The sequence below is a fragment of the Natrinema salifodinae genome, from assembly GCF_900110455.1.
Lineage (GTDB): Archaea > Halobacteriota > Halobacteria > Halobacteriales > Natrialbaceae > Natrinema > Natrinema salifodinae.
Window position 1 is genome coordinate 1 of sequence record NZ_FOIS01000006.1, and the last position, 26,462, is coordinate 26,462.

At 66.3% G+C, this 26,462-nt stretch carries 28 protein-coding genes; 16 read left to right on the forward strand and 12 right to left on the reverse strand.

All coding sequences use genetic code 11. The features are described 5' to 3' along the window. The first annotated feature begins 579 nt into the window (after nucleotides 1-579). On the forward strand, nucleotides 580-1,893 hold the full coding sequence (locus BMY29_RS19595; RefSeq protein ID WP_049992133.1) for a YncE family protein: 1,314 nt from the start codon (nucleotides 580-582) through the stop codon (nucleotides 1,891-1,893). A 31-nt stretch (nucleotides 1,894-1,924) separates the two neighbouring features. Here the strand turns inward: BMY29_RS19595 and BMY29_RS19600 are convergent, their stop codons facing one another. Continuing rightward, complete coding sequence (locus tag BMY29_RS19600; RefSeq protein ID WP_049992134.1) at nucleotides 1,925-2,551, reverse strand: metal-dependent hydrolase; 627 nt, start codon at nucleotides 2,549-2,551, stop codon at nucleotides 1,925-1,927. Between the two features lie 293 nt (nucleotides 2,552-2,844). On the opposite strand from BMY29_RS19600, the gene BMY29_RS19605 reads away from it, so the two are divergent. The 4 genes from BMY29_RS19605 (at nucleotide 2,845) to BMY29_RS19620 (ending at nucleotide 5,231) form a co-directional block, all read left to right on the forward strand. Continuing rightward, a complete protein-coding gene (locus BMY29_RS19605; protein WP_049992135.1) occupies nucleotides 2,845-3,066 on the forward strand; it encodes a hypothetical protein in 222 nt (73 codons plus the stop codon). A gap of 43 nt (nucleotides 3,067-3,109) precedes the next feature. Further along, on the forward strand, nucleotides 3,110-4,411 hold the full coding sequence (gene hisD, locus BMY29_RS19610) for a histidinol dehydrogenase (protein ID WP_049992136.1): 1,302 nt from the start codon (nucleotides 3,110-3,112) through the stop codon (nucleotides 4,409-4,411). A gap of 121 nt (nucleotides 4,412-4,532) precedes the next feature. Then, a complete protein-coding gene (locus tag BMY29_RS19615) occupies nucleotides 4,533-4,754 on the forward strand; it encodes a hypothetical protein (protein WP_049992137.1) in 222 nt (73 codons plus the stop codon). Nucleotides 4,755-4,856: 102 nt separating this feature from the next. Then, nucleotides 4,857-5,231, forward strand: coding sequence for a HesB/IscA family protein (locus tag BMY29_RS19620; RefSeq protein ID WP_049992138.1), 375 nt, complete (start codon nucleotides 4,857-4,859; stop codon nucleotides 5,229-5,231). A gap of 207 nt (nucleotides 5,232-5,438) precedes the next feature. Here BMY29_RS19620 and BMY29_RS19625 read toward each other — a convergent pair whose 3' ends face one another. The 4 genes from BMY29_RS19625 to BMY29_RS19640 all read right to left on the reverse strand — a co-directional run bounded on the left by BMY29_RS19625 (nucleotide 5,439) and on the right by BMY29_RS19640 (nucleotide 8,170). Beyond that, nucleotides 5,439-5,639 carry a dodecin gene (locus tag BMY29_RS19625; RefSeq protein ID WP_049992139.1) on the reverse strand — a complete coding sequence of 67 codons (201 nt, stop codon included), beginning with the start codon at nucleotides 5,637-5,639 and terminating at the stop codon, nucleotides 5,439-5,441. 109 nt (nucleotides 5,640-5,748) lie between these two features. Further along, a complete protein-coding gene (locus tag BMY29_RS19630; protein WP_049992140.1) occupies nucleotides 5,749-6,408 on the reverse strand; it encodes a DUF2238 domain-containing protein in 660 nt (219 codons plus the stop codon). Continuing rightward, nucleotides 6,401-7,048, reverse strand: coding sequence for a hypothetical protein (locus BMY29_RS19635; protein WP_049992141.1), 648 nt, complete (start codon nucleotides 7,046-7,048; stop codon nucleotides 6,401-6,403). Before BMY29_RS19635 ends, BMY29_RS19630 begins: the two co-directional genes overlap by 8 nt. A gap of 111 nt (nucleotides 7,049-7,159) precedes the next feature. Further along, nucleotides 7,160-8,170, reverse strand: coding sequence for a metal-dependent hydrolase (locus BMY29_RS19640; protein ID WP_049992142.1), 1,011 nt, complete (start codon nucleotides 8,168-8,170; stop codon nucleotides 7,160-7,162). Nucleotides 8,171-8,305: 135 nt separating this feature from the next. Between BMY29_RS19640 and BMY29_RS19645 the strand changes: the two genes are divergently transcribed. Beyond that, nucleotides 8,306-9,517, forward strand: coding sequence for a pyridoxal-phosphate-dependent aminotransferase family protein (locus BMY29_RS19645; RefSeq protein ID WP_049992143.1), 1,212 nt, complete (start codon nucleotides 8,306-8,308; stop codon nucleotides 9,515-9,517). Nucleotides 9,518-9,574: 57 nt separating this feature from the next. Here BMY29_RS19645 and BMY29_RS19650 read toward each other — a convergent pair whose 3' ends face one another. Both BMY29_RS19650 and BMY29_RS19655 read right to left on the reverse strand, forming a co-directional pair. Then, nucleotides 9,575-9,883: a DUF7116 family protein gene (locus tag BMY29_RS19650; protein WP_049992144.1), complete on the reverse strand. Its 309-nt coding sequence runs from the start codon at nucleotides 9,881-9,883 to the stop codon at nucleotides 9,575-9,577. Nucleotides 9,884-10,101: 218 nt separating this feature from the next. Beyond that, a complete protein-coding gene (locus BMY29_RS19655; RefSeq protein ID WP_049992145.1) occupies nucleotides 10,102-10,341 on the reverse strand; it encodes a DUF5816 domain-containing protein in 240 nt (79 codons plus the stop codon). 179 nt (nucleotides 10,342-10,520) lie between these two features. Between BMY29_RS19655 and BMY29_RS19660 the strand changes: the two genes are divergently transcribed. Beyond that, the gene (locus BMY29_RS19660; protein WP_049992146.1) at nucleotides 10,521-10,931 is read left to right on the forward strand and encodes a universal stress protein; all 411 of its coding nucleotides are present in this window, start codon (nucleotides 10,521-10,523) and stop codon (nucleotides 10,929-10,931) included. Between the two features lie 77 nt (nucleotides 10,932-11,008). Here BMY29_RS19660 and BMY29_RS19665 read toward each other — a convergent pair whose 3' ends face one another. Together BMY29_RS19665 and BMY29_RS19670 are read right to left on the reverse strand one after the other, a co-directional pair. Next, a complete protein-coding gene (locus BMY29_RS19665; RefSeq protein WP_049992147.1) occupies nucleotides 11,009-11,452 on the reverse strand; it encodes a universal stress protein in 444 nt (147 codons plus the stop codon). 122 nt (nucleotides 11,453-11,574) lie between these two features. Next, on the reverse strand, nucleotides 11,575-12,627 hold the full coding sequence (locus BMY29_RS19670; protein ID WP_049992148.1) for a mechanosensitive ion channel family protein: 1,053 nt from the start codon (nucleotides 12,625-12,627) through the stop codon (nucleotides 11,575-11,577). Between the two features lie 149 nt (nucleotides 12,628-12,776). Between BMY29_RS19670 and trmB the strand changes: the two genes are divergently transcribed. The 8 genes from trmB (at nucleotide 12,777) to BMY29_RS19710 (ending at nucleotide 21,759) form a co-directional block, all read left to right on the forward strand. Next, nucleotides 12,777-13,841 carry an HTH-type sugar sensing transcriptional regulator TrmB gene (gene trmB, locus BMY29_RS19675; RefSeq protein WP_049992149.1) on the forward strand — a complete coding sequence of 355 codons (1,065 nt, stop codon included), beginning with the start codon at nucleotides 12,777-12,779 and terminating at the stop codon, nucleotides 13,839-13,841. Nucleotides 13,842-14,292: 451 nt separating this feature from the next. Beyond that, nucleotides 14,293-15,765 carry an extracellular solute-binding protein gene (locus tag BMY29_RS19680; RefSeq protein ID WP_049992150.1) on the forward strand — a complete coding sequence of 491 codons (1,473 nt, stop codon included), beginning with the start codon at nucleotides 14,293-14,295 and terminating at the stop codon, nucleotides 15,763-15,765. Then, complete coding sequence (locus BMY29_RS19685; protein ID WP_074854874.1) at nucleotides 15,755-16,837, forward strand: carbohydrate ABC transporter permease; 1,083 nt, start codon at nucleotides 15,755-15,757, stop codon at nucleotides 16,835-16,837. Before BMY29_RS19680 ends, BMY29_RS19685 begins: the two co-directional genes overlap by 11 nt. Beyond that, entirely contained in the window at nucleotides 16,837-17,913 is a 1,077-nt protein-coding gene (locus tag BMY29_RS19690) for a carbohydrate ABC transporter permease (protein ID WP_143067752.1), read from the forward strand. Before BMY29_RS19685 ends, BMY29_RS19690 begins: the two co-directional genes overlap by 1 nt. 4 nt (nucleotides 17,914-17,917) lie before the next feature. Continuing rightward, a complete protein-coding gene (locus tag BMY29_RS19695; protein ID WP_049992151.1) occupies nucleotides 17,918-19,105 on the forward strand; it encodes an ABC transporter ATP-binding protein in 1,188 nt (395 codons plus the stop codon). A 166-nt stretch (nucleotides 19,106-19,271) separates the two neighbouring features. Then, entirely contained in the window at nucleotides 19,272-20,357 is a 1,086-nt protein-coding gene (locus tag BMY29_RS19700; RefSeq protein ID WP_049992152.1) for a Gfo/Idh/MocA family protein, read from the forward strand. Nucleotides 20,358-20,438: 81 nt separating this feature from the next. After that, entirely contained in the window at nucleotides 20,439-20,684 is a 246-nt protein-coding gene (locus tag BMY29_RS19705) for a DUF7127 family protein (protein WP_049992153.1), read from the forward strand. A gap of 106 nt (nucleotides 20,685-20,790) precedes the next feature. Then, nucleotides 20,791-21,759: a sugar phosphate isomerase/epimerase family protein gene (locus tag BMY29_RS19710; protein ID WP_074854876.1), complete on the forward strand. Its 969-nt coding sequence runs from the start codon at nucleotides 20,791-20,793 to the stop codon at nucleotides 21,757-21,759. Between the two features lie 13 nt (nucleotides 21,760-21,772). Here the strand turns inward: BMY29_RS19710 and BMY29_RS19715 are convergent, their stop codons facing one another. Continuing rightward, nucleotides 21,773-22,114, reverse strand: a complete 342-nt coding sequence (locus BMY29_RS19715) for a HalOD1 output domain-containing protein (protein ID WP_049992321.1) — start codon at nucleotides 22,112-22,114, stop codon at nucleotides 21,773-21,775. 536 nt (nucleotides 22,115-22,650) lie between these two features. Between BMY29_RS19715 and BMY29_RS19725 the strand changes: the two genes are divergently transcribed. Further along, the gene (locus BMY29_RS19725; RefSeq protein ID WP_074854878.1) at nucleotides 22,651-23,808 is read left to right on the forward strand and encodes a tubulin/FtsZ family protein; all 1,158 of its coding nucleotides are present in this window, start codon (nucleotides 22,651-22,653) and stop codon (nucleotides 23,806-23,808) included. A 520-nt stretch (nucleotides 23,809-24,328) separates the two neighbouring features. On the opposite strand, the gene BMY29_RS19735 is transcribed toward BMY29_RS19725, so the two are convergent. Both BMY29_RS19735 and folP read right to left on the reverse strand, forming a co-directional pair. Next, entirely contained in the window at nucleotides 24,329-25,036 is a 708-nt protein-coding gene (locus BMY29_RS19735) for a 6-hydroxymethylpterin diphosphokinase MptE-like protein (RefSeq protein WP_049990583.1), read from the reverse strand. Between the two features lie 179 nt (nucleotides 25,037-25,215). Continuing rightward, nucleotides 25,216-26,409: a dihydropteroate synthase gene (gene folP / locus BMY29_RS19740; RefSeq protein ID WP_049990582.1), complete on the reverse strand. Its 1,194-nt coding sequence runs from the start codon at nucleotides 26,407-26,409 to the stop codon at nucleotides 25,216-25,218. Nucleotides 26,410-26,462: the final 53 nt, after the last annotated feature.

A 26,462-nucleotide genomic window follows, 5' to 3' on the forward strand; every position in this document is an offset into this window, starting at 1 on the left:
CGGGTTGACGAAGCGAGTTGAACGCTTCGTCGGTCACGCGTTCTTTTGCGTTCGCGTTCTCATCCGAATGCCCTCGTACACTTAAGGGCGTCGGATCGATGCCCGCGCCGGAAATCGCAGCCGGCGGGGGAATGCGCGTGATTTCTTGTACGCGCCCAGAGTGTATAAGGGCATCGTACTGGAACGCCGATAGTCGGCGTCGATCACGCTCGATCCGCACGCCCTCGCTGAGTGTCGAGGGGCGGATGAAGTGCCTGCCTCCGTGCCGGAATGCGGCCGGAGGGAACGTGGCGGCGTGCGCCACGTCGTTCGCATTAGTGTCGAACGCCGGTCGAATATATAAGGCCGTCGTCTCGGACGCACATTGCTCTGCGTTGGGAAGTCACGAGGGAACGACTCTTACCCGATATGGTAAACAGCGGAAAGCGAGTCCGAGATCCGCACAGATAGGCGGTATCGCATAGTTTGCTGCCGATCATCTGGCCGAGACCTCTCACTGACTCCAGACGAACAGTACCGGCCAGTATCACACCCATTTGTAGACCGACGCTTTAGTTGCCAGGCGATGTCCGTTCGGACATGACCGACCAGCGAGCGGACGATCGACCGGCGGCCGAATCGTCAGTTGGCGTCCGACCGGTGGACCCCTTCGCGGAGGGCGTCGATCGGCGGCGGCTCCTTGCGTCCTCCGCGACCGTCGGCGCGACGGTCTCGCTCTCGGGTTGCCTCTCGGATTCAGCAGGCGAGCGCGAGCGCGTGCCCACGGTGTTCGCGTTCAATAACGGCGATCGAACGGTGAGCGTCATCGACGCCGAGGCGGACGAACACCTCGAGACCGCGTTCATCGACACGACGGCCTCGTTTCCCGCGAACCAGTACGGGACGAGCGCCGACTCCGAGTACGACGTCTGTTGGCTCAACGTCGACGGAGGGATTCGCGCGGTCGACCAGCACACGCTCGAGGAAGTCGCCGCCGTCGAGACCGGCTACGGACCGAACTACCCGAACTTGACGCCAGGCGAGGACCAACTGGTCGTCGCCGCGGGCGGGACGACGACGCTCGACCCCGACCCCGACGAGCCGGAGACGCATTCGATCGTCCGGGTCGACGCCGATCGCAGCAACGACGAGTTCGGGACGGTGACCGGCGAAATCGAAACGGAGTACACGGGGCCGTGTGACGCGACGCTCGGTCCCGACGGAGAGTACGCTTTCGTCCCGGAGATTGCGAACGAGACGCTGGCGGTCGTCTCCCTCGATCCCTTCGAGATCGTCGCGCGAATCGACGCGGGCGAGCCGGTCGGGGAGGGGAAGGTCTTGCCGTTCATGGCGACGGCGTCGTTCGACGGCGATCGCCTCCTCGTCGAGAACGGCGAGGGCGAACTCGGGCCCGATCCCGACATCCCTCGGGAGGGCTCCGAGAGCATCTGGGACGTCTCTGACCCCGAGGAGCCGGTCGAACGCGAGCGCATCACGCGCGACGACGGGCTCTCGGCGGCACCGATCACGAGCGAGATCGGCCCCGACGGTGAGACCGGCTATCTCTTCACGCCGGATGCCGAGGCCGTAACGGTGCTCGACGTCGAGGACGCGACAGTCGAGCGAGAACTCGACGTTGGCGGGCGGTCGATTTCAGGTGCCTGGGGACCGAATCGAGAGAAGTTGTACGTCCCGGTGCAGACGGCGAACCACGTCGCGGTGATCGACCACGTCGACGGAGAAGTCGTTGCGACGATCGAGGCGGGCGAGTCCCCGACGGGTGCGGTCGCCGGAATGACCAGGCCGGATACCGACGCGACCCGTCGGCTGCTCGGATCGCTCTCGGCGCTCGGCATCGAGGTCGGTGATCGAGAGATGACCCACTGTCCGCCGGACAACTGTTACTGCGGGTAGCTCCGACAGCGGTCGACCCAACGAGAGACCGCTAGTCCGATCGGTTCGCGCGCGACGACTCCGCATCCCGCGCGAGGAGCGCTCGGACGCCTCTCGTCCCCGCCACCAGGCACTCGCGGAGGACCGGCGCGCCGTCGGCGAGCCACACCAGCAGCGCCAGGCCGGCCAGACCGACCTGCGTCCAGCGGTACGTCGAGAGTTCGCCCGCGATCAGGTGGTGCCAGTAGCGGTCGAACAACATGGTGAACGCCTCGACGACGCCGGGGCCGGGTGGCCGACCCTCGACCGTGGCGGCGGGCCAGAGCATGAGTTCGACCTGGAGCACTCCCTGTCGGAACAGCGCGTCCGCGACGTCCGCGGGGAGGTGCGATAGGTAGCCGAACCCGAATGCGAGTCCGGTCCGCGGCCGGCCGGCCGCGTTCGCGACGGTCCCGACGACCAGCGCCAGGGGCACCGCGAAGAAGATCGAGTGGCCGATCCCGTAGCCGACGTCGAAGACGCCGTACTCCCACGCGAGCGGCTTATCGATCAGGTCGGGGAGCACCGACGCGACCACGACCGCGAAGCCGTCGAGGCCGCCTGGCGACTCGCGGGTGAGGATGTGACGGCACAGCGAGTAGGCGAGATAGGCGACGATCGCGTGTTCCCACGGCCACATAGCGGGAGGTCCGGCCGCCGACGAATAGTTATGGCACGCTTGCGGGGCCGAACGGAGGTGAGGCGGGCGTACCGGTCTCTCCGGGCGTTCCGAGAGCGATAGGAACCGGTTACCGGCCGCGTCGTGACTGATGACCGGGACGGCACTCGCCAACTGCGATTCGTTCGGTTCGCGTTCGTCGCGGTTTGTGGTTTGTATTTGGTTCGTATGCGCGCCTCGCGAGCGCACGCGAGAACAGACGATCCATGCTATCGAATCGACACGATTTAGCGACCGGGATCGTAGGGAGACACATGGATCGATCGGGATTCGTCAAACTCGCGGTCGTCGCGTTCGGGCTCGTGACCCTGAGTTTCTTCGTCCGGGGGCTCAGTCGGATCGTGCTCGGCGCGGAGACCGCGAGCCTGCTCCAGGCCCCCTTCGCCGTCGTCGGGTTCGCCCTGCTGGTCTACCTGTTCGTCAGGGCGACCCTCGACTTCGTCGGGGTCTGGGAGGTCGAGAACTCGGACGCGTGAGCGGAAGGAAACCGTTTTTCGACCGCCGCACGAACCCGAACGCATGACAATCGACGTGCAGGCGATCGCCGATCTCGGACCGGCCGACCGCACGGCGTTTTTTGAGCGCGACGCCGGGATCGAGGCGGTCAGAGGAGACGTCCGCGAGATCGTCGAGCGGGTCCGCGAGGAGGGCGACGTCGCCGTCCGCGAATTCACCAGCGAGTTCGACGGCGTCGAGGTCGGCAACCTCGAGATCACCGACGAGTGCGAGCGGGCTTACGACGAGATCGACGCGGAGATCCGGGAGGCCATCGAGACCGCGGCGACGAACGTTCGCAAGTTCCACGACGCCCAACTCCCCGAGGACTGGCGGGAGGAGTTCGGCGACGGCCGCACGCTGGGCCGACGGTTCCGACCGATCGACCGCGTCGGCGTCTACGTCCCCGGCGGCTCCGCGGCCTACCCCTCCAGCGCGATCATGGGCGTCGTCCCGGCAGTCGTGGCCGGCGTCGACCACGTTTCCGTGGTGACGCCCCCGGCCGACGACGTAAATCCCGTCACGCTGGCGGCGATCCACGCCGCGGGCGCGGACGCGGTCTACAGCGTCGGCGGTGCCCAGGCGATCGCGGGCCTGGCCTACGGCACGGAGACGATCACCCGCGTGCAGAAGATCGTCGGCCCGGGCAACAAGTGGGTGACGGCAGCTAAGGCCGAGGTCCGGGGCGACGTCGAGATCGACTTCCTCGCGGGACCGAGCGAGATCGTCGTCGTCGCCGACGAGACGGCCGATCCCGACCTCGTCGCGGCGGAACTGCTCGCCCAGGCCGAGCACGATCCCAACGCCTCCGTCGTCGCGGTCACGGCTGACGAGGCCACCGCGGACGAGATCGCCGCGGCCGTCGACGACGGGGTGGACGCGCGCGAGCGCGAAGACGTGATCCGCGAGGCGCTGGCCAACGACGCGAGCGGCGTCTTGCACGCGCGATCGATGAGCGAGGCCATCCTCTTCACCGAGGAGTACGCCCCCGAGCACCTGTCGATCATCGCGGACGACGACGAGTCGCTCCTCGACCGGATCGACAGCGCAGGCAGCGTCTTCCTCGGCCCGCACACGCCCGTCGCGGCCGGCGACTACGCCAGCGGTACGAACCACGTCCTGCCGACCGACGGCGGCGCGCGGGTGACCGGCGGGCTCTCCGTCGAGACCTTCCTTCGGTCAACGACAGTCCAGCGGCTCTCGGCGGGCGGCCTGGCCGACCTGGGCGAGACGATTACGACGCTGGCGGACGCCGAGGGGCTCGAAGCGCACGCCGAGAGCGTCCGGACGCGACTTGATCGGCTCGAAAACGACAGGGATCGGTAACGAACGGGACCGTTACACCGCGTAACCGGAGTTTCAGGACCGTTGCGCGTCGTAACACGATTTTCAGGCCGGTGACCTTCAAACTGGTTTTACGTGGATGGAGGACGGAGTGGGTGGTGAGATGGAACCGCATGTCGACCCACTGGACGAGCGCGTCCTCGAGCGCAACTACGATTACGCACAGCGAAACGTGCGGCTCCTCTCGATGTGGTACGACTGCGAGCTCGAGCGGATGCTCGAACTCCTCGCGGAACACGACATCGAGCTCTCGCGAAATGACGAGCGGCAGTTCGGAACGTACTACCGCTCGCTTCGGCGGCGGACGAACCGTTTCGGCGAGTAAGCAGCTATTAGGGTCGTCGAACTGTCGCGTAACCGTATTCAGCTAGCTCGTTCGGGCGAGAATGGCGTCACAGTTAACATCGTCGCGCCGGAAGGGAATACTATGAGCACGGACAGTATGGACGGCGGGGAGGCGGAGACGCGCCCGGAGATCGAAGTGACCGAAGATGCGGCCGAGCAGGCCCTCTCCCTGCTCGAGAGCGAAGGGCTCGACGCGTCGGAAGCCGGGCTCCGCCTGTTCGTCCAGCAGGGCGGTTGTGCCGGTCTCTCCTACGGGATGCGGTTCGACGATGCGCCGGACGGGGACGACACGATCTACGAACACCACGACCTGCGCGTGTTCGTCGATCCCGCGAGTCTGAAGTACATCGAGGGCAGCGTGCTCGACTACGAGAGCGGCCTCCAGGCCGAAGGGTTCCACGTGGACAACCCGAACGTCGTCAGTGAATGCGGCTGCGGCGAGTCGTTCCGGACGTAAGGAGCGGCCCGCCGATCCGCCGTTCGACGACGACGGCATCGCGTCTCTCGTCGCATCAATCCGTTTTCTGCCGCATTCCGCCGTTTTCTCCGCTTTCGAACCGGAAGTAGTCACGATTTCGGTCGACGTCCCGACGAGTCGAAAAACGAGGACCCCGATAGCGTTGCGGGTTCCCATTTCCGCTTCTCCGTCCGATCGCGGTCGCGCTTACTCTTCGAGTTCGAAGGCGACGGTGACTTCGGCCTGGTACTCTCGGTCGTCGGCGCTGGCGAGTTCGACCCCGAGTTCGTCGACCTCGATCCAGTGGACGTTCTGGAGGGTTTGTTCCGCGCGGTCGATGGCGTCGTCGGCGGCGGCGTCGAAGCTCTCGGGACTGGTGCCGATGAGCGTGATCTTCTTGAAGACCATAGCCGCCCGTCCTACACCGCACGGCGACGTAAAACCGCGCGTCGGTTTCGGAGTGAGTCGGACCCTAACGGGCGCGAGACGAAAAGTAGCGGTCGATGCTGGAGTCGGATCAGTCGCTCCGCGCATCGAGTCGCTCGCGGATCGCGCCGGAGACGTCCGTGAGGTAGGCGCCACCCCACAGCGCGACGACGAGCGCGCCGATCGAGTTGAACACGAAGTCGAGCATCGTGTCGCCGAGGCCGTACTGCGTGAGTACGGCGTCGAACCCGAAGGCCTCGGCCGACAGGGCGATGGCGAACTCGAGGATCTCCCAGAGGACGCCGAAGGCGACGACGAACAGGAGGATAAACAGGGAGACGAACTTCCGCGGGAGGTAGACGCCCTCTGCGTGCTCGTCGATCGCGCGGACGGTGGCGTAGCCCGCGCCGGCGACCAGCGACGCCGACAGCGCGTGGGTCATGTGATCCCACCACCAGACCTGCCGGTAGAGGTTCGTCGTCGAGCCCGGCAGCCCGACGGCGCCGAACGCGTGGAGGAACACGGCCGTCGTGATCCACAGCGTGAGCCGCGGATCCATCGGAATCTCGTAGTCGCGTTCAAGCAGCGGCGGCAGTTGGGTCACGGCTAGTGCGACCCCGGTGTTGACGACGATGCCGCCGTTGCCCCGGTCAATGCCGACGAACAGCATCCCGACCAGGCCGAGTTCCATCAGATAGGAGAGTTGGCGCTGGCGCTCCCGCGAGGATAGCCAACCGATGCGGTTACGCATCGTCCACCTCCGCCTCCGCTTCCATCTCGATCGCCGCGTCCGCGAGCGGGCCGACGTCCTCGGGCAGGCGCTTTTCGGGCGGAACCAGGCGCCTGAAGTAGATCTCGAAGACGATCCCGGCGCCGAAGCCGGCGACGGCGGAGTAGACGAACTCCCACATCACCGCGTCGTGGTCGGCGTCGAACGGGACGCCCAGAAGCTGAGCCGCACTCCACCTGCACAGCGCCCACAGCCCCGCTGCGGCCATCGTCGTCACCACGACGAAGACGACGGCGAAACTCGGCGTCATCCGCACGGCGGTGAACGCGTGGAGTTCGACGGTGAGCACGAGCGCGATCGCCGCGACCGAGAGGTACGACGCGAAGTGGCCGGTCAATCGGTCGGCTCCGAGGGCCAGTCCGAGGACGGGCAGCGCCGCCAGCAACAGGACTTCCCAGGGGAGCATCGCGAGCGGCGATCGGAAGAAAAGCGGCGGCAGCAGCGCCAGGCCGACGAGCGTCGCCGCGAGCGTCGTCCAGAGCACGCCGCCGGTCGCCAGTTCGCCGAGGCCGATGACCGCGATCGCGGCGACCAACAGCCACGCGACCGCCGCGTTCGAGCGGCCGTCGGCGATCAGGTCCTCGAGTGACGTCTGAGACACGGGTACTCCTACCGACCGATTCCCCAAAAGGATACGTAACGGAACCGGCGGACGCGGCGCGCGACAGCAACCGATCGCGACGGACCGCATGCCGCGCCGCGGGAAGGGCCGTTACGCCGGTGCGACGGCCGTCAGGTAGACGAGCGCGTACGCGACGAGCGCGATCGTCACGGCGGCCAGGCCGGTGAGCGAGACGTCGAGCAGCGAATCGACCGACGGGACCGATACCGGTACCGGCGACCGGCGATCGCGACCGAGCGACCGGGGTAGCGTCGGCGACGGCGGCGTTCGAATCGCGCCACAGAGGAGGCCGACGCCGAGGATGGAGAAGACGAAGTGATAGGAGACCGCGAGGGTCGGCGGCGTCGCCGCGAGCGCGGCGATCCCGTAGGCGCCGCCGACGGCGGCCCGCCGATCGACGAGCGCGACGGGCGACCGGCCGGTGAGCCGGCAGCACGTCGCGAGCGCGAACCAGATCACCGCGAGTTCGATCGCGAACGCGCCGAGTAGGTGCAGCGTCGGGTCCGCGTGGAGGACGACCCGCGAGGAGAGGACCGGCGACGCGAAGGGATAGAGCCACTCGGGCGGGGACCCGGTCACCAGATCGCCCCACGGATGCGACCACAGCCCCCAGAGCGCGGCCAGGCCGACCGTCGTCGGCGAGAGCGACGTCCGCCTGGCGGTCGCGGCGACGAGGATGCCGCTCGCGACGAACAGTCCCGTTACAAACGCGGCCAGGGGGCCGTCGACGGCGAACGCGATCCCGACGAGGCTCAGGAGGAGCCCGCCGGCGACGCCGCGGGCGAGGGTCGCACGACCCGCGCCGCGGACCGCGACCAGGCCGAACGCCGGCGCCGCGATCGCGCCGACGACCAGCGAGTGGGTGACCGAGCGGTGGACGACGCGGCTCGCGTCCCAGAAGGCCGTCGACGCGCCGAGCGCGCCGTCCGCGACCCGCCACTCGAGGAGGCCGACGAGCGCGTACGCGACGTCGACGTCCGGAATCGTCGCGAAGGCGCCCGCGACGGCGCCGAGGGTCAGGGTCCGTCGACCGTCCCAGCCACGTCGCTCGGCGGCAAGCGCCGCGACGGCGAACGCCAGTAGTGCGTGACCGACGAACACGACGTATCGGCTACGTGACGCGTGATCTTAAGCGGCTCGCAGCCGTGCGTGTCGAAACCGAGCGGCAGTCGGGCCGATCGCTGCACTTACCGATGTCGGTAGCTCTTTGCGAGTGGCACGTGAGCACTCGCCTACATGGCTCAGCAAACGTCGAGCGAGACGGTTCGTGCACCATCCGTCGGCGAACTCACACCCCCGGATCGAACCCTGATGGGACCGGGCCCGAGCGACGTGAACCCCCGCGTGCTCCGGGCGATGAGCACGCCGCTGGTCGGCCACCTCGATCCCGCCTTCGTCGAGATCATGGACGAGGTCCAGGAGCTGCTGCGCTACACCTTCCGGACGGACAACCGGTGGACCATCCCGGTCTCGGGGACCGGTTCGGCCGCGATGGAGGCCGCGATCGGGAACGTCGTCGAACCGGGCGACCGGATGCTCGTGCCGACGAACGGCTACTTCGGCGGGCGGATGGCCTCGATGGCACGGCGGGCCGGCGGCGAGGTCGTCGAAGTCGACGCGCCGTGGGGCGAGCCGCTCGACCCCGATGACGTCGCGGATGCGCTTGCCGACCACGATCCGGACGTCTTCGGCTTCGTTCACGCCGAGACGAGCACGGGCGTACTCCAGCCCGACGTGCCCGAGCTCACCGCCGCGGCCCACGACCACGACGCGCTGGTCGTCGCCGACACTGTCACCTCCCTCGGCGGCGTCGAACTCCGCGTCGACGAGTGGGACATCGACGTCGCCTACTCCGGTCCCCAGAAGTGTCTCTCCTGTCCGCCCGGCGCGAGCCCGCTGACCCTCTCCGACGAGGCCATGGAGAAGGTCCTCTCCCGGGACGAGGACCCCCGCTCGTGGTACCTCGACCTCTCCCTACTCGAGGGCTACTGGGGCGACGACCGCTCGTACCACCACACCGCGCCGATCACGAACGTCTACGCGATCCGCGAGGCCCTGCGCCTGGTCGCCGAAGAAGGAATCGAAGCGCGGTGGGCACGCCACGAACGCCTGGCCGGTGCGCTGAAAGCGGGCGTCGAAGCGATGGGCCTGGCGATGAACGCGCCCGATGAATACTGGCTGCCGAGTCTCAACGCCGTCCGCGTCCCCGACGGGATCGACGACGGCGCGGTCTGCGATCGACTCGTCGAGCAGTACGACCTCGAGATCGCCGGCGGCCTGGGCGACCTGGCCGGCGAGATCTTCCGGATCGGCTGCATGGGCCACTCCGCGCGACCGGAGAACGTGATCTACGTTGTGACGGCGCTGGGAGACGTGCTCGAGTCGATGGGCGCGAACGTCGATCCGGGCGCCGGCGTGACGGCGACGCGGAACGCGCTCGAAGAATAGGGCCGCTCGGTGTCGCTGGCCGCTTGAACGTCGGGTTCGGTTTTAGTTTTCAGGTTTTTACACGGAGACGTGTGGTCCTGGCGGAGCTCGTTCGACCTGATAGTCCTCCCCGTCGATGACGATGATCGCCCACTCGTAGTTCGGCTCGGCCCGCTCGAGTCGCGCCTCGAGGTCGTCGGCGTCCGACGGTTCGGCGACGAAACAGTGGAACTGTCCCGACGCCGACGTCGGGAGGTCGCCGGTCTCGAGTACTGTGTTCACGTGAACGACTTTCCATGCCCGCTCGGCGCGGAACTCGGGGCCGTTGCCTTCGACGGTGTAGCCCAACTCTGCGAAGATCGACCTGGCCTGCTCGACGAGTCGCATGTTAACAGGACCCATTCAGAACCAGCTACGTCACCGACCACTATAAATGTTAGTACGTAACGAGAACAAACGGTTACTTCCCGATGATCAGGAACTGGGTCCGTTTCTAACCCATCGATTTTCGCGAATGAACGAGTCGGCTTCGGTAATCGTCTATTATCGGTCGCGGACTGGATCGTCGATCAGCCGGCGGACCGAGGCTTCGTTCCGCGGCGTCGCTACTCGTGGGCGGCGTCCCATTCGGTGGGTTTGCGGAAGTTCCCGCACCGGTTGCATTTGATCCGACCCATCGCGTCCATCGCATTGTCGAAGGTTTCGCAGTTCGTACAGAACCAGCCGTACCGGCGGTCCGTGTCGGGGGTCTCGTAGGCGACGAGAAACGGCCCCTTCGATCCCTTGTCGCCGTCGGTCTCCGAAATGTAGACGGTCTCGCCGTCTTCGGTCGACCAGATGTCCATGTCCGGCCGTACTCCCGCTCGCGGTAAATGACTGTCTGTCCCGGCGGACGTCGCCTGGCTCGCCCTCGAGGGACGGATCGACCCGGGCTTCCGGGCCGAACCGACCGTGTGGGACAGGTTCGCAGTGTGGACAGTCCGGACTGAAAGGTTTACCCGGGCGGGAAGCGTTCGGCTTCCTAATGTCGTTGGTCGTGGTTCCCGTTCGGTATCCCCTGTCGAAACACTCGAAACGAACGCTCGAGCAGGCGATCGAGGTCGCCCGCGAGCGGGACGCGGCGCTGACGATTCTCCACGTCGACCTCTACCAGAACGGGAAGAAAGTAACGCGAATGGACCTGAAAAACGCGGTCGAGGGGACGTTCGGGCGGATCGAAAACGCCCGCTACGTCGTTCGAACCGGCTTCCTCGTCGAGGAAAGCATTCTCGACGAAGTCGCGGCGGAGGGCGCAGACGCCGTCGTCATCGGAACCAAACAGGCGAGTCGACTTCGTCGGATCTTCCGGCGGTTCACCGACAACCCCGACATCGACCGCTACCTGCGAAGCCACCTCGACTGCGAGGTCATCACGGTCGAGAGCGCACGCGCCTGAACCCGTCCGGCCTCGGCGTCGGCTTCGGCCCGCCGCTCCCCCGCGATTGTTTTCTCCTCGCTCGTCGCCGTCCCTCGTTACTCGCGCTCGCCCGCGTTTCGGACGACGAACACCGGAATCGAGGCGTTGTCGACAACCCGCTCAGAGACGCTGCCCAGCGAAGTCACCTTCTCTCGCGGACTCTTGCCCCGCGTTCCGATGACGATCAGGTCGATCCCCCGCTCGTCCGCGTACTCGAGGATCGTCTTCGCCGGCGTCCCCTGTCGCACCTCGGCGACCGTCTCGAGTCCCTCCGCGCTCGCGCGCTCGTCGACGGTCTCGACGGCCGCCCGGCCCTCGTCCTCGAGCGTCCGCTCTAAGTCCGTACTGGCCTCCGAGTCGGCCGCGGCGGTGACGCGGCTGTCGACTACGTACAGCGCGTGGACCGTCGCGTCGTTGTTCGCGGCGATGGGCAGCCCGTGGGCGAGTGTCTCGGAAATCGTGTCGCTGCCGTCGGTAGGGATGAGAATATCGTCGTACATCTGTCGGTACGTTGTGAATTACACCGGGAGCGATATAAATCACACCCACGAGACGTCGAAGCAAACCCCCGAATTCGGTCCCGTTTCCGTCAATGCCGCCACCGCAGCAGTTGCAGCTACCGTTACTGATCGGCCGGATCCGCGGGACTCTCGCTCGCGCCGCTCTGCTCGCTCCGTTGCTCCTGCTCGTCCCGCTCGCTCGGCCCGCCTGGTTCGACCGGCGAGCCCGCGGGTGCCCGATCGACGTCGATCTCGGCGTCGTCGACGGCCAGGCGGGCGACCCCGCTGGTCTCGTCGAAGACGTGGTGGCGCCGCGGGTACGCGAACTCCACGTCGAGGTCCGCGTAGCGCTCACCGATGGCCGTCTGAACCCGGTCCCGGGCGACGGAGAGTTTGTAGGGGTGTTTGATCCAGAAGAACAGTTCGAGCGTAATGCCGTCGTCAGCGTACTCGTCGATCCGGCAGGAGGGCGCTGCAGCGTATCGCGCGCTGCCGATCCGGATATCTGGTCCGCCGGAGATGACCATGTCGACGTTGCGGGCGGCCCGCTCGGCGGCCTGGCGGGCCGCGGTGAGATCGCTGTCGTAGGTGACGTCGAACGAGACCGTGATCCGAGTGCGCTCGTCCTCGGCGGAGTAGTTGATGACGTCGCGCGCGTGGATCTCGGAGTTGGGGATCACGATGAAAGTGTTCTGGAGGGTGAAGATCTTGGTGTACCGGATGGTGATGTCCTCGACGAAGCCGCGGTGGCCGGCGTCGGTGACTTCGATCATGTCGCCGATCTCGTAGGGCCGGTCGGCCAGCACGTACAGCCCGTTGATCAGGCTGCCGACCAGCGGCGCGAGCACGATCGCGATCACGGCCGAGATGACGGTCACCGACAGGAGGAGTTCCGTGTCGCCGACGCCGAGAATACCGGCGGCGATGGTGCCTGCCCAGACGAGGACGGCGAGCCTGACACCGCGTAGGACGGTTCGGGTGACGCTCGGCCGTTCGATCCGGCGGGCGACCGTTCGTCCTGCGAGGCGGACGACGAGCTTCGAGAGGTACCAGCCGACGACGAGCACGGCGAGTGCGAGGGTGATGGCGACTACTCGCTCCGGTACCGGGACCGGGATGGCATTTTCGAGGCCCTCGACCATCGAGCCCTCGTCTACTAACGGGACCTCGCGCATGGCAACACACTCAGGCCGGGTGTGGTTAAGGGTTCTGACCGTTTGGCTGGGACCGCCGGTAGCGAATCGACTGAAACAACCTGATTACGAAAACACGTGCTACTCGATATATAATAAATCATTTAGCGATCGGGAACATAGGGTGGTGTATGGCACCAGACGAACTGCGCTCGACCGTCGAGCACGTCGGGGATCGCTTCAACCTCGGCGAGTACGAGATCGACGCCTACCTCACCGTCTTAGAGCAGGGCCAGCTCACGGCGAGCGAGATCGCGGACCAGACGCAGATCCCCCAACCGCGGGTCTACGACACGGTCCGCAGTTTGAGCGATCGCGGCCTGGTCGAACTGCGCGAGTCTCGGCCGATGAAGGTCGTCGCGATCGACCCGGAGGAGGCCTTCGACGACGTGCAGTCCTCCCTCGAGCAGATGATCGACGAACTCGAGGCCCGCTACACGGCGCCGGCCCGGGACACGGAAGCCGTCTCGCTGGTCAAGTCCCGATCGACGATCCTTCGCTACCTCGAGGAGGTTATCGATGCCGCGGAGTTCGAACTCGCCCTGTCGCTGACGCCGGACCTGCTGACCCGGTACGAGGACGAGCTGCGCGCGGCGGTCGACGCCGGCGTGAGCGTCGATCTGATCGTCACGCCTGCGCGCGAAGCGCCCGATCCGGCGGAGTTCGCCTACGGCGAGGTCGCCTCGACCGCCCGCGCCCGCCGCGGGATCACGACGCCGGTCATCGCCGTCGCCGACGGGAACTACTCCGTCTACGCGACCCAGGACGCCCTGCGCGACGACCAGGACCGCTACGGCGTCATCTTCAACCGGTCGGCGCTTGGCTTCCTCGTCTCCGGCTTCTTCGGGACGGTCCTTTGGACGACCGCGGAACGCACCCTCGGTGAGGACGGCCGCAACGAGGCGTACCCCCGGAAGTACGCCTCCATCCGCCGGTGCGTGAAGGACCTCATGGACGAGGGCGGGGAATTCTACGCGACCATCGAGGGCCGAGACGTCGAGGTCGGCGGCCAGCGGATCGTCCGCGGTCGCATCCGCGACATCGCCTTCGAGGTCAGCGAGGAAGTTGCCAGCCTCACGATCGAAACGACGGAGGGCGAGGAACTCTCCGTCGGTGGCCGCGTCGCCGCGCTCGAGGACATCGAGGCCCACGAGATCCACATCGGCCGGAACGAGCCGCCGACGCTCGAGGACTGACGATCGTCTGCGATCCCTGACCGGAGCCACCCTCGTTCGACGATCGACCGCCGATCGAGGTCCGGAAATCGCGCTCTTATACCGTTACGTGTCGACGTGTCGACGTGGCCGGATCGCGTCCGCTCCCGATACCGATACCGCCAGGCGATCGCGCTCGGCGGAGTCGTCGATCCGACCGTGGGAGGTCGTACTGACGGAGCGTGCGCCGCGAACGGCCCTATAGCGTATCTCGGCAGCGGGCCATCGGTGATTTGCCGGCAGCTGCCGACCCGCGGTCGGCAATGGGGGATTGAGCGGCGGCGGCGGGATCGACGGGACCGAATCCGAATCGGAGGCCGACGGATCGGCGATGGCAAAGCTGACGTAACAGACACGAGATCCTGACAGTCGCGCTTTATTACTCCATTTATTGCCAACAACTAAGTCCCATAACGTGGACCGATCACTGGTCATGGGACGCGATACCGTCGGTCGGTGCGATCGGTCTCGCCTGGGACGTCGATCGTTCCTGAAGACCGCATCGGTCTCGACCGCGGCGGGGGCGGTCGCCGTCACCGGCTGCCTCGGTCGGGGTCGCCAACCAGGCACCGTGGTGATGACAGCCGCCACGGACGTCGAGGGGATCATGCACAGCGACGGCGACGGGCCCTCGATCCAACAGGCCCTGTGGGACGCCGGCCTCGACGAGGACATCCGCGTGGAGATCCAGACCGTCGTCAGCGATTCCGCACAGCGGATGCAGGGCGCTCAATCGGCCCTTCAGGCGGGTCGCGCACCGCCCGACATCCACATGATGGACAGCGGGTGGACGATCCCCTTTATCCTCCGAGAGCAGACGCTCAACCTGAGCGAACACCTCGGGGACGAGGCCCTCAACACCGTCGAGAACGACTACCTCGACGCGATCGTGGAGACGGCCCGCCACCCGGAGACCGGCGACGTCCACGGCGTGCCGCTGTTTCCGGACTTCGGACTGATGCTGTATCGACAGGACCTGATCGAAGACGCGGGCTACGAGACGAACGGCTGGGGCACCGATCCGCCCTCCTGGGAGGAGTTCTCGAACGCCGTCGGCGACGCGCTGGACGCCAACGAGGACATCAGCTACGGCTTCACCACGCAGGGGGCCGCCTACGAGGGCCTGTCCTGTTGTACGTTCAACGAGGTGATGACCTCGTGGGGCGGCGCGTACTTCGGCGGCACCGAGAACCTGTTTACGGCCGGCGACCGCCCGATCACGGTCGACGACGGACACACGGTCGACGCGATCCGGATGATGCGCGCGTTCATCGACAGCGACGATCCGAACGGGCTCGACGGGTACTCCGAGATCTGCCCCTCGGCGATCGTCCAGTGGACCGAACAGGAGTCGCTCAACCCCTTCGCGGACGGCAACGCGATCGCCAACCGCAACTGGCCGTTCGCGATCGCCGAGACCGGGGGCGAGGACGCGTTCGGCGAGGACCTCGGCGTGATGACCCGTCCGTACGCCGTCTCGCAGGAGGAGACGGAGTTCGAGGGCGTCGGCGGCACCGCCGCGGCTCTGGGCGGGTGGAACCTCACCGTGAGCCCGCACACGGAGCGCCGCGAGGAGGCCCTGCAGGTCCTCGAGGCGTTCACCGCCGAGGACGTCCAGCTCACGGTCTTCGAGTTGGGCGGGTTCCTGCCGCCGAACATCGACCTGATCGAAGAGGCTGATCCCGACGAGATCGGCCCCTCCGCGCGGTACACCGAACAGCTCCAGGCGGCCGGTGAGAACGCGATTCCGCGACCGGTAACCGACCTCTGGCCCGAACAATCGGCGCTGATCTACCAGGAGGTCAACGCGGCCTACCGCGGGGAAAAAGCGCCCGAGACCGCGATGAGCGACCTCGAAGAGCGGCTCCAGCGGAGCGAAGCGGAGGTGGCCGAAAATGGCAACTGATCCCGACGCCGAGACCGAACCCGAGACCCCGCCCCCGACCGCGACCGACGGCGGCGCCGTGACCGATGAAACCGGACGGGACCGGGAGCACGAACGGACCGGCAACGTCCTCGTCAACTGGATGGAGAACCTGAGCGAGGCGGCCTACGCCTACCTGCTCCTGTTACCGGCGTTCGCCTTGCTGGCCCTGATCGCGTTCTACCCGCTGCTCCGGACGTTCGTCATGTCGCTGCGCGCCGACGAGACGCGGGGCATGGACCCGCTCGGCGGCTTCGTCGGCATCGAGAACTACGTCGACATCTTCACCGGGAACGCGCGCCTGGCCAGGCAGTTCCTCGACGTCTCGCTGACGTCGTCGTTCCCGTTCGTCGACCTCGGCGTCCCGTTCTTCCAGCAGGCGCTGTTCGTCACCGTGGCGTTCGCGGTCATCAGCGTCGTCGTCGAGACGGTGATCGGCTTCGGCCAGGCGTACGTGCTCGATCAGGACTTCCGGGGCCGGCGGTGGGTCCGCGTGGCGATCATCCTCCCGTGGGCGGTGCCGATCGTCATCCAGGGGATGATCTTCTTCCTGATCTTCCAGCCGGAGGTCGGCTTCGGGACCGATATCATGCAAGCGCTCGGCGTCTTCAGCGCCGCGCCGCTGGCCAACAGCCGGGATGCGTTCATCATCATCCTCGTGGCAGACATCTGGAAGTCGTCGGCGTTCATGGCCCTGCTGATCCTGGCGGGACTCCAGAGCGTCGACCGGAGCCTCTACGACGTCGCGCGCGTGGCCGGGGCGTCGCCCTGGCAGCGGTTCAAGCTGATCACGCTGCCGCTGGTGATGCCGGCGCTGTTGGTCGCGATGCTGTTCCGGACGATGGACGCGATGCGCGTCTTCGGACTGATCGAGTCGACCGCCGGCTGTACGACCGTGCCGTCGCTGACCTGCCTGGTCGTCGAGGCGATGTTCGGCGGCACGCGGATCTACGCGACGGCGGCAGCCGTCGCCTTCGCGACGGCGCTGGTAATCGGCGTGATCATCGCGATGTACATCCTGCTCTTCCGCGATACCGAAGGAGGTGTCACCTGATGACTGACGAATTCGACCGCGACCGCACCGAGAGCGAAACCGAATCGACGCCCGAGAGCCGGGGCGACCGCGCAGACGTGCGGAGCCGACGGACCGCACCGACCGGAACCGGCGGCCGCAGGCTCCGGCCGGACGGGGGCGGCGCCCTCACGGACGATCGCGAGGCCGAACTCGACCGAGGTCCGTTCCAGCAGTGGGTAGCCAACTCCATCTCCCACCCCGAACGGGTCTACCGAGCGATGTTCTACGTCGCCGCGATCTTCTTCCTGTTCACGACGCTGTTCCCGTTCTACTGGCTGCTCATGGTCGCGCTGACGCCGGAAGGCCAACTTCAGGACATCGTCTTCACGCCGAACGGGTTCAATCCCGGCGCGTTCGTCGAGGTCTTCGAGGTCATCCCGTTCCACTGGTACATGTTCAACAGCTTCGTGATCGCGCTGGGGTCGACCGTCGTCGTCCTCGTCGTGGGTAGCCTGGCGGGCTACGCCTTCGGCCGCCTCGAGTTCCCCGGCCGCACGCCGCTGATGCTGCTCGTGTTGGTCATTTCGTTCTTCCCGCCGGCGTCCTTTTTCATCCCGCTGAACGACCTCTTCAACACCTCGTTCGCGATCCTCGAGCCGATCACCGGCGACGGCACGCTGTACAACACGCCGTTCGCGATGGTGACGCCGCTGTCGGCGATCTTCATGCCGCTGGCGATCTTCATCCTCACGACGTTTTACGCCCAGATTCCGGACGGGCTCGAGGACGCGGCCCGCGTCGAGGGGACGACCAGGCTCGGCGCACTGTTCCGGGTCATCATCCCGCTGTCGGCGCCCGGCGTCGCGACCGCCGGCGTGTTGACGTTCATCGCCGTCTACAACGAGTTCTTCTTCTCGTTCCTGATGACCGACGGGCAGCCGCAGAACTGGGCGCCGATCCTCGAAGGGATCCTCGCCTACCAGGGCCAGTACGAGGTGCTGTACCACCTCATGGCCGCCGCGAGCATCCTCGGGGTGATCCCCGTGGCGATCCTCGTGGTGATCGCGCAGGAAAAGATCGTGAGCGGACTGACCGCAGGCGCACTCAAGGAGTAACACAATGGCACGAGTCAAACTCGAGAACATCACGAAACGGTACGACGACGTCACCGCGGTCGACGACGTGAGCATGGAGATCGAAGACGGGGAATTCGTCACCTTCGTCGGCCCCTCGGGCTGTGGCAAGTCGACGACGATGGAGACGGTCGCCGGCCTCACGCAGCCGACCGAGGGTCAGGTGTACATCGGCAACGATGACGTCACGAACCTTGCACCAAAGGACCGGGGCGTCGCGATGGTCTTCCAGAACATCGCCTTGTTCCCCCACATGAACGTCTTCGAGAACATCTCCTTCGGGCTGCGGCTCCGGAAGTACGACGACGAGGAGATCCAACGCCGCGTCGAGCAGGCCGCCGACATCGTCCAACTCGAGGGGATGCTCGATCGCATGCCCGACGAGATGTCCGGCGGCCAGCGCCAGCGGGTCGCGATCGCGCGCGCGATCGTCCGCAACCCCGACGTCTTCCTGATGGACGAACCGCTGGCCAACTTAGACGCGAAGCTGCGCGTCCACATGCGCACCGAACTCCAGCGCCTGCACAAGGAACTGGACACGACGATCATCTACGTCACCCACGACCAGGCGGAGGCGATGACGATGTCCAACCGGATCGCCGTCCTGAACAAGGGGCGACTCCAGCAGCTTGCGCCGCCGCTGGTCTGTTACAACGAACCCGCGAACCTGTTCGTCGCGGGCTTCATCGGCTCGCCGTCGATGAACTTCGTCGAGGGCGAACTCGTCGAGAACGGCCTCGAGACGAACAACTTCACCGTCGAATTCGACCCGACGCACGTTCCCGACGTGTCGGTCGGCGACGCCGTCACGCTCGGAGTCCGTCCGGAGGACGTCCATCTGGTGCAGTACGCGGACTCGCTTTCCTCCCCGACGGATCCGATCGACGCGCAGACCGACGTGATCGAGCCGATGGGCGACGAAGTCTTCGTCTACCTGTTACTCTCCGAGGCCGCGGTGGGGTCGATGGAGGAGGATCCCGCGACGTCGCCCAATCAGTTGCTGATGAGCGTCACTCCAGACACAGACATCGAGGCCGACCAGTCCGTCAACGTCGTCCTAGACCGGTCGAAGATCCACCTCTTCGATACGGCCTCCGGCGATGCGTTGGTCCACGGCCTGGCCGACCGCTCGGAGCGAGAGCCCGGAACGACGCCGACGGAAGCGGACAGCTGACTGACCCCGTGCGATGTTCGAGCGCTCTTGTGCCGTCGTTTTCGAACTTCATCGGCTGTCGTTTAGCGACGGACAGAAGTCGCTCCAACCGAACAATTCAATATAGCGGCTATGGGTGTATCGGTCTGAAACGAGACGGACGCTGGCAGTTCCAGAACTAAGGGCAATGACAAATCGATCTGACATCGAAGCAGGGATCGTCGGCCTCGGCAACATCGGCCAGTACCACGCCGAGCGGCTCGTCGACCTCGGCGTGACCCTCGCCGGGGGCATGGACGTCGCCGCCGAGGCCCGAACGCGGTTCGCTCGACGGTACGACGTCGACGTCTACGACGACCACCACGAGTTGTTCGACACCGTCGACGCCGTCATCATCACGACGCCGAACAAGTACCACGAGGAATACGCGATCGACGCCTTCGAGCGAGATCTCCACGTCTTACTCGAAAAGCCGCTGGGACACTCGATCGAGAGCGCCAGGCGGATCGCCGAGGCGGCGGCGGAGTCAGACGGGTACGCCATGGTGGGGTTCAACAATCGGTTCGCGAACACGGTCCGGATCGTGAAAAATCGGATCGAACGGGGGGATCTCGGCGACGTGACTCACGTCGAGGCTAACTACGTCCGACGGCGCGGCATTCCGGGACGGGGTTCGTGGTTCACCCGCCGACAGATCGCGGGCGGGGGTGCGCTCATCGACCTCGGAGTGCACGCCATCGATCTCGCGCTGTATCTGCTCGGCTACCCCGACGTCACCGAAGTCAACGGGGTCGCCCGCGGCGAGTTCGGCTCCCGCGAGGAGTACGCTTACCTCGACATGTGGGCCGACGACGCGGGCCCCGAGGGGTTCAACGTCGACGACTCCGCCAGCGCCTTCATCCGCTGTACGGGAGATCACACGGTCTCGCTCGAGGTCGCCTGGGCGACGAATCGGCCGGCGACCCACGAGTTCGTCGTCCGCGGGACCGAGTCGGCGGCCCGGTTTGACCTCCTCGAAGGGGACCTCACCTTCCACTCGGCGAGCAAGATCGGTCCAGACCACCTGGAGGACACGTCCGTCGAGACGCGCCAGAACGATACCCACTCGGACGAACAAAAGGTGTTTTTCGACCGGGTCGTCGGCGAGGGCAAGCGCGAGCGCGGAAACAGCGTCACGGAGGCGCTCGAAGTTCAGCGGGTCATCGACGGCATCTACCGCTCGAGCGACGAGGGTCACACGATCTCGATCGGCGGCGGCGAATTCGACGAGTAACGCGGTGCAGTCGAGCGATGAGGCGGATAGTAGGCGATTTCGTGCACGACGTTTACGGCGGGGAGTCGCCAACGGATGCACATGGAAACGCCACCCGAACTGGAAGCCGCGGCCGACGACCAGAACGACGTCACGATCACGAACCGCGAGTACGAGGGCGAGAGCGTCATCGCCGTGGACTTCGGCCCGACGGGTGCGAAACCGTCGGTCGACGTCGTCGGTGACACGGCGATCGTCACCGTCGACGGGAACCAGTTCGAGTTCGACGTTCCGAGCGACGCGAGCGACGTCACCGTCAACGACGGTATTCTGACGATCAAGGGCTGAGCCCACCGTCCCGCGATTCTCGGGCTCGACGTTACGGCGGCGGCTCGCCTTTCCCTCGGTGCGTGCCGCCCCTCATTTTATTGCACCGGCTGTGGTCGTCGCTCCTATGGAAATCGGCGTCCACACTCCACCGCTGGCCGACGAACCGCTCGAGAGCGCGCTCCCCTATCTCCACGAGTTAGGCGTCGGTGCGATCGAGCCGGGGGTCGGCGGCCATCCGGGCCAGGATCACGTCGCGCGGGCCGAGTACCTCGACGACGAGACCGAGCAGGCCGAGTTGCGCGACCTGCTCGACGAGTACGAGATGCGGATCAGCGCGCTCGCGATCCACAACAATCCGCTCCACCCCGACGACGACCGGGCGGACCAAGCGGACACCGAGCTCCGCGAGGCGATCCGACTCGCCGGCCAACTCGACGTCGACGCGGTCACCTGTTTCTCCGGGCTCCCGGCGGGAAGTCCGAGCGGCGAGGTCCCGAACTGGATCACGGCCCCCTGGCCGCCGGAGCACGCCGAGGCCCTCGACTACCAGTGGGATCTCGCCGTCGAGTACTGGGCTGAGATCGACGGCCTGGCCGACGAGCACGGAGTGGATATCGCGATCGAGATGCACCCGAACATGCTGGTCTACGAGCCCCACGGGATGGCGCGGCTGCGCGAGGAGACCGGCGACCGGATCGGCGCGAACTTCGATCCGTCACACCTCTACTGGCAGGGGATCTCGGTCACCGACGCGATCCGCTACCTGGGCGAGCGAGAGGCCATCCACCATTTCCACGCGAAGGACACGCGGATCTACGAGGAACAGGCCCGCGAGAAGGGCGTCCTCGACACGACGGCCTACGACGACGAGATCAATCGCTCATGGCTCTTCCGCTCTGTCGGCTACGGCCACGACGAGTCTCACTGGAAGGATATCGTCTCGACGCTCCGGCTGGTCGGCTACGACGGCGCCCTCTCGATCGAACACGAGGACTCGCTGACCAGCGGGCGCGAGGGGCTCGAAAAAGCGATCGATCTCCTCGATCGGGCGATCTTCGAAACCCAGCCAGGCGAGGCCTACTGGGCCGAGTGATCGGCGCGGGCCGTCACTCCCCGATCGGCCCTCGGCCCCGTTCGTGGCCCCGAACCGAGTCGTCGGCGGCTCCAGATCCGTCGCGGATCTCGACGTCCCGGCCGTTGCGGACGACGATCTCGTAGCCCTCGTACTCGAGGAATACCACGACATCGCCGGACGTATCAGTGCCGGCGTCGGTCGTCTGGAACAGTTCGTCGAGCGCCTCCGGATCGACGACCGTAAACAGCGGGTCGTAGGCCGGGGGCTCGACCTCGGTGACGTCGACGCCCTCGTGGGCCGCGATCGCCTGGATGATGGCCTGGCTCGGCGGTACCTCGCCATCGGGCGACGACGTGTTGTCCGGCGTGGACATACTGCTCCGTTAGGTATTCCGACGGATAAGGGTATTGGCAAATATACCTCTCCGATAAACCGCCGCCATACCCGCTGTGACGGCAACTAAGCGGGCCGAACGATATCGGATTCCAGCCGTGTCGGCTCGATGTCGACGCCGGCCGACGATGGATCTCAGCGTTCGCACCGCGACGCGGACGAGTTCGCGTCGTCGCTCGCGCGGAGGTCTCGGGAGGGCAGCGACAGATCCCGGTCGACTTGGACACCGGGGTCCGAGAACGCCGATATCGACGTCAGCGACTCGCAAACGGGTGCGGTCGAAGTGAGAGGAGACCGCACGCAGGTTACCCCGCTATTGATGAAATTCAGTATTAGACGAAAGTAGTCAGTTGATTAAACTCTTTTCTGCAGTGGTATGTAAGCAATAACAATAGAACGGTCCGTCGACGGTCTCGTCGTGGCACCCGTTCCAGTTCCGGCCGGTTCGCCCGGTCACCGCTGATCGGTTGCGGTCGCGCCGGGGAACGGCCACGACAGACGGAGATTGAGACAGCTATGAAACTCGCACTCATCGGCTTCGGACAGGCAGGCGGGAAGGTCGTCGACGAGTTCCTGGCGTTCGACGATCGAATCGACGGCGGCTTCATCGAATCGGCGGTCGCGGTCAACTCCGCGACGACGGACCTGAAAGGACTCGAGCACGTCCCCCGAGAGAATCGTGTCCTCATCGGCCAGGCGCGCGTGAAAGGCCACGGCGTCGGCGCCGACAACGAACTCGGCGCGGCGGTCGCCGAGGAGGACATCGACGAGATCCAGGGCGCGATCGACTCGATTCCGGTCCACGAGATCGACGCGTTCCTCGTCGTCGCCGGGATGGGCGGCGGCACCGGCTCGGGCGGCGCGCCCGTGCTCGCAAAACACCTCAAGCGGATCTACACCCAGCCCGTCTACGGGCTCGGGATCCTCCCCGGGATGGACGAGGGCGGCATCTACACGCTCAACGCCGCGCGCTCGTTCCAGACGTTCGTCGACGAGGTCGACAACCTGCTGGTCTTCGACAACGACGTCTGGCGCAGCGCCGGCGAGTCCGTCGAAGGCGGCTACGACCGCATCAACCGCGAGATCGTCGAGCGGTTCGGCCTCCTCTTCGCCGCCGGCGAGGTCGAGGAGGGCGACCACGTCGCCGAGAGCGTCGTCGACTCCTCGGAGATCATCAACACCCTCTCGAACGGCATCTCGACGATCGGCTACGCGAGCGAGACCGTCGAGACGAATTCGGGGCTGCTTTCCTCGCTCACCGGCGGCGACGACTTCGACGAGGGCGCGGCGACTAATCGGATGACCAGCCTCGTGCGCAAAGCCGCCCTCGGGCGGCTCACCCTCCCCTGTGACGTCGCCAGCGCCGACCGCGGCCTGGTCGTCGCGACCGGCCCACCGTCCCACCTCAACCGGAAGGGCGTCGAGCGCGGCCGCCAGTGGCTGGAAGACGAGACCGGCAGCATGGAGATCCGTGGCGGCGACTACCCGATCCCCCACCGGGACGAGGTCGGCGCGATCGTCCTGTTGTCGGGCGTCACCGACGTCCCCCGGATCGACCAGCTCCAGCAGGTCGCGATCGAGGCCCAGGAGACGACGGAAGAGGTCCGCGCGACCGCCGAAGAGGATTTCTCGTCGCTGATGGACACCGGCGGTGAGCTCGACGCGCTGTTTTAACGATTCGGCACACTGAACGCTACCTTTTACGACTCGGTCGGAAGACGGGAGAGAACGGACCAGCGCCGGAGAAGACGTTCGCCTGGGTATCGTGGACGAAGGGACGAACGGAGAGCTGCCGAACCGGTTCGGTGCGAATCCGTCCGAGACGGTTGCGGAAGCACAGACGGCGTCACGGTTATAGGGGCCGATTACCACAGTATGGACTCCCAACCGAATAGCTAGCTACTCTAGATATTCTCGATAACAGGAGAATAACGAATTGTGATATCCGCAACTGAACGGCTATGCGGGGACAGGAGAGATCGAACGGTACCTCGAGTACCACGACGGGGTCGACAGTGCGGAAAGCGCTCGCGGCCGTCCTACGACGATCGGACGATCGGACGATCATCGAAGAGTGTCGCCGGTGCGGGACGACGCTCGAGTCGACGCCCGCGGACTGTCCGGCCTGTGGCTGCAGCGATATCGTCGAATACCGAATTCAGTGATCGCGGCGCGGGCGGGAACGGATCTCGGGTCACCGTGAGCCGATCGGCACCCCGGCCGTCTCGATCGCATCGCGACGCCCGTCCAGCACCGCGAACCGCTCGCCGCGGCGCGACTCGAGCCAGGCGAGGAGCCGTTCGGCCCACTCGAGCTTGCGGGCCTTCGCGGGGTCGACGCTCGGATCGTCGACGTCCCAGCCGACGAACGCCAGGCGAGCGGCGCCGAAGTGATCGGCGAGAAACGCCGCCCGATCGCCGTCGGTGAAGCCGCCGAAGTTCCGAACCGGACCCGCGGGTTCAGCCTGAGTCGTCGGCAAGACGAACGCGTCGTTGCAGTCGGGGACGACCTCGCGGATCGCGTCGCGGTTGTCGCCGTGACCGTGGACCGCGACCGGCACGCCCCGCTCCGTGAGGGCCACGACCGTCTCCGGATTCTTGTCCAGGTCCGTCACCATGCAGTCTACCTCGACGCCGCGGGCTGCGAGGGTATCGGCGGCCGTCGACGCAGCCACGACGACGTCGGCCTCGCGAGCGCGTTTGATGGCCTGGTCGGTCTCCACGGACGGACCGGCGCCGGCCACGGCGACGGTCGCGTCGCGAACGAACGAGAGCGCGTCGGGATCGAGCGGATCGTCGACGAGCGACGCCAGGAGGTCGCGACCCCGCTCGTCGCCGGCGCGGTCGTAGCCGAAATCGCGTAGAATCGCTTCGTAGACCGGTTCCCACTCCTCGAACTCCATGGGCGTACTCGTCGCTAGAGGGGTTTGTGTGTTCGGGAGTCGGACCCAGTCGCCACTGGTCGACGTAGCACCGCAATAATTCCGTGTTGTGGGCCGGGGGTCGCCTCCAAAGTACCCCTACCCGGGAGGCCGCCCGGCGTCCACTCCCTCATTTCGAAGCATCCGGTATAAGCTTTCTCTTAACGCAGTACCTCTGACAACTTCTCGCCTAATTCGCCGAGGGCACCGTCTTCGTCGTTCAGACGTTCTGTCACTCCGGAAACGGCCGTCGTCGACCCCATGAGTAAGGGTTGCACGTCGGACGCGCATTGGACGACCGCGCCGTTCTCGGCGGCGATCGCGGTCAGTCGCTCCCGCGCGTCCGCCTCGAGCCCCTCGATCTCGACGAGTTGAGCCTGCCAGTCGTCGGCGAAGGCGGGATCGACGCCGCGTTCCCGAAGCTGCGCTCGGAACTCGCGAGTCGAGTGCACGTCCAGTTGTGAGACCGTCAGCCCGTCCGCGGCGGCGCTCGCGCGCTCGGTGAACGCCTCGCCGATTAGCGTCGCGTCCCGCGTCTCGGCCACGTCGTGGGTCCGGATCACGTGCGCCCCGCGCTCGACGGCCATCGACGTGGCCGCCAGGCTGACCGGGAGCCGCTCGTCGGTCTCGCGGTCGGCGATCTCGCCGAGGAAGTTCTTCCGGTTGATCGAGACCAGCATCGGCTGGCCGAGCGCGCGGAACTCCCGCAGCCGGCGGAAGGTCTCGCGGTCGTCCGCGAGCGTCTGAGCCTCGCTCCAGCCGCCGAAGGCGGGATCGATAATCGTCTTGTCAGTGAGGCCGTTCTGCTTCAGCGCCTCGTAGACCTGATCGACGTAGTCCGCCTGAGCCGCCCACTCCGGAGACTTTCGAGAGGCCCAGTCGGTCTCCTCGACGGCGCCTGGCCGTTCTAAGTCCGGCGGGCTCGCCATCTTCGCGACCGCGGCGTCGTGGTCCTCACAGACGGTCGGCATCTCTGGGTCGGCGAAGCCGCAGATGTCGTTGACCATGTCGAACCCCTGCGAGAGGGCCGCGTCGGCGACCTCGGCGTAGCGGGTCTCGATAGAGAAGATCGCGTCGCCGGAGACGCTCTCGATCGTTTCGAGGGCGACGTGGAGTCGGTCGAGTTCCTCCTCGGCCGAGAGTACGTCGAAGCGCTTGTTCGCGGACTCGAGACCGACGTCGACGATGTCTGCCCCTTCGCCGATCAGTTCCTCGTCGACGTAGCGGGCCGCCTCACCGGGATCGTCGTAGACGCTCGGATCGTAGGGCGACTCCTCGCTGACGTTCAACACGCCCATGATCCGGGGCGGGTAGTCGTCTCCGATCCCCAGGCCGGCGGCGTCGACGCTGTTCATACCCGGAGTGAGGAAGCGAGGCAAAAAGGTACCGCGGTTCCGGCGAGCCGCCG